Source organism: Streptomyces flavofungini, from assembly GCF_041028215.1.
Classification (GTDB): Bacteria; Actinomycetota; Actinomycetes; order Streptomycetales; family Streptomycetaceae; genus Streptomyces; species Streptomyces flavofungini_B.
Genome location: NZ_JASKYR010001068.1, coordinates 1 through 2,502, shown reverse-complemented (window position 1 = coordinate 2,502; position 2,502 = coordinate 1). Strand labels below are relative to the sequence as shown.

4 protein-coding genes are annotated in these 2,502 nt (G+C 74.9%); 3 read left to right on the top strand and 1 reads right to left on the bottom strand.

The window, feature by feature from the left end; translation table 11 throughout:
- The 3 genes from dhaK to AB8Z36_RS38430 all read left to right on the top strand — a co-directional run.
- Positions 1-850: dihydroxyacetone kinase subunit DhaK (gene dhaK / locus AB8Z36_RS38440; RefSeq protein ID WP_369218001.1), on the top strand; the 850-nt coding region annotated here is incomplete at its 5' end.
- A gap of 36 nt (positions 851-886) precedes the next feature.
- On the top strand, positions 887-1,513 hold the full coding sequence (dhaL, locus tag AB8Z36_RS38435) for a dihydroxyacetone kinase subunit DhaL (RefSeq protein WP_369218000.1): 627 nt from the start codon (positions 887-889) through the stop codon (positions 1,511-1,513).
- Positions 1,506-1,916 (top strand): PTS-dependent dihydroxyacetone kinase phosphotransferase subunit DhaM, encoded by a 411-nt coding sequence (locus tag AB8Z36_RS38430; RefSeq protein ID WP_369217999.1) that lies wholly within the window; start codon positions 1,506-1,508, stop codon positions 1,914-1,916. Before dhaL ends, AB8Z36_RS38430 begins: the two co-directional genes overlap by 8 nt.
- Before the next feature lie 45 nt (positions 1,917-1,961).
- Here the strand turns inward: AB8Z36_RS38430 and AB8Z36_RS38425 are convergent.
- On the bottom strand, positions 1,962-2,502 hold a 541-nt coding region (locus AB8Z36_RS38425), incomplete at its 5' end, for a glycoside hydrolase family 75 protein (protein WP_369217998.1).

Genomic DNA, 2,502 nt, shown 5'->3' with positions numbered 1-2,502 from the left:
CGTCTCGGGCGGGGGTTCGGGGCACGAGCCGCTGCACGGCGGGTTCGTGGGGCCCGGGATGCTCTCCGCCGCCTGCCCCGGTGAGGTGTTCACCTCTCCGGTGCCCGACCAGATGGTGCGGGCCGCGGCCGCCGTGGACAGCGGCGCCGGGGTGCTGTTCGTCGTGAAGAACTACACAGGCGACGTGCTCAACTTCGACATGGCCGCGGAGCTGGCCGAGGACGAGGGCGTCCAGGTGGCCAAGGTCCTCGTCGACGACGACGTGGCCGTCACCGACAGTCTCTACACCGCCGGGCGGCGCGGCACGGGCGCCACCCTCTTCGTGGAGAAGATCGCGGGAGCCGCCGCCGACGCGGGCATGCCGCTGGAGCGGGTCGAGGCCGTCGCCCGGCGGGTCAACGCGGAGTCACGCAGCTTCGGTGTCGCCCTCACCGCGTGCACCACGCCCGCCAAGGGGAGCCCCACCTTCGAGCTGCCCGCCGGTGAGCTGGAACTCGGCGTCGGCATCCACGGCGAGCCGGGGCGCGAGCGGCGCCCGATGATGACGTCCCGCGAGATCGCCGACTTCGCCGTCAACGCCGTCCTCGCCGACCTCGATCCGCGCAACCCCGTCCTCCTGCTGGTCAACGGCATGGGCGGCACCCCGCTCCTGGAGCTGTACGGCTTCAGCGCCGAGGTTCAGCGCGTACTCGTCGAGCGCGGCGTACCGGTGGCCCGCACCCTCGTCGGCAACTATGTGACATCCCTCGACATGGCGGGCGCCTCCGTGACGCTCTGCCAGATCGACGAGGAACTGCTGCGCCTGTGGGACGCGCCGGTCCGCACGCCCGCCCTGCGCTGGGGTGTCTGACCCCTGTCCGAATCCACCGACCACGCGAGGAGACCCATGCTCGACGCCGACTTCTTCCGCCGCTGGCTGGTCAACACGGCGGACGCCGTCGACCGTACGGCGGCCCTCCTCACCGAGCTCGACTCGCCCATCGGCGACGCCGACCACGGCAGCAACCTCCAGCGCGGCTTCACCGCCGTCGTGGTCATGCTGGAGCAGGAGGAGCCCGGGACGCCGGGGGCCGTGCTCACCCGGGCCGGGCGGCAGTTGATCTCCACGGTGGGCGGCGCGTCGGGGCCGCTCTACGGCACGCTGCTCCGCCGTACCGGCAAGGCGCTCGGCGACGCCCCCGAGGTCGAAGAGGCGGCCTTCGCCGAAGCGCTGCGCACGGGCGTCGACGCGGTCGCCGCGCTCGGCGGGGCCGCGCCCGGCGACAAGACGATGCTGGACGCGCTGGTGCCCGGCGTGGACGCGCTCGGCACCTCGTTCGGCGCGGCACGCGACGCCGCACGGGAGGGCGCGCTCGCGACAACGCCGCTCCTCGCGCGCAAGGGCCGGGCCAGCTATCTGGGCGAACGCAGCATCGGCCACCAGGACCCCGGCGCCACCTCGTCGGCGCTGCTCTTCGAGGCGCTCGCCGAGACGGCCGAGAAGGACGCGGCCGGGGAGGCGGGCCGTGGCTGACGCGCCGCTGGTCGGCATCGTCCTCGTCTCGCACAGCGCCGCCGTCGCGGAGTCGGTCGCCGCGCTCGCCACCGGGCTCGCCGCGGGCGGCACCACCGCGCCGGTGGCCGCGGCGGGCGGCACCGAGGACGGTGGGCTCGGCACGAGCGCCGAGCTGATCGCGGCGGCCGCCGCGCGGGTCGACCGGGGCGCGGGCGTCGCCCTCCTGACCGACCTGGGCAGCGCCGTACTCACCGTGAAGGCGCTGCTCGCGGAGGGCGATGAACTCCCGCCGGGCACCCGCCTGCTCGACGCCCCGTTCGTGGAGGGGGCGGTGGCGGCCGTGGTCACCGCGTCGGCGGGCGCGGGGCTCGACGCGGTCGGGGCAGCGGCCACCGAGGCGTACGACTACCGCAAGGTGTGAGGGCAGCGACCGGAGGTGCCACGAGGTGTGGGGCCGCCGGGGGACTCAGTTCTCCCTGACGAACGCGCGGGCCAGCTCCCGGCCGCGGGCCACCGCCGCCTCCGCGCTCTCGATCGGCTTCGCCCCGGGGCCGGTGAACAGGATGTACGTGACGCCGGACGCCGTGCCGCCGACGCGCGGGTCCGGCGGCACACCGAGCGCCTTCGCGGTGGCGTAGGAGGCTTCGCCGATCATGTCGGTGGGTCCCGTGTCGCCGACGACGGCGTACTGGACGCGGCCCTGGTAGATCACGGCGGCGACCGTGCCGCCCGTGATGCCGTGCGCGGCGTGGTTCCAGCGGTCGCCGCGGCCGGGCACGACGACGTAGGGCAGGCGCTCGGCGTTCAGATAACGGCCGTCGGACTGCGTGAAGGCGGTGGCGGCGGTGAACGAAGGGTCGGTGCCGCGGTTGCAGGCCCGGGTGGGCCGACCGTCGCAGTCGATGTCCATGTCCGCCTCGAAGTGGACCGCGCCCCGCTTTCCGCACACCGGCACCGTCTCGCGGGCCCCGGCGTCGGTGCGGTACCTGCCGCGCGAGAGCTGCGCG

Excerpts from the sequence above, each read along its gene's own strand:
- dhaL (WP_369218000.1), top strand. The coding sequence starts at position 887 with ATGCTCGACGCCGACTTCTTCCGCCGCTGGCTGGTCAACACGGCGGAC.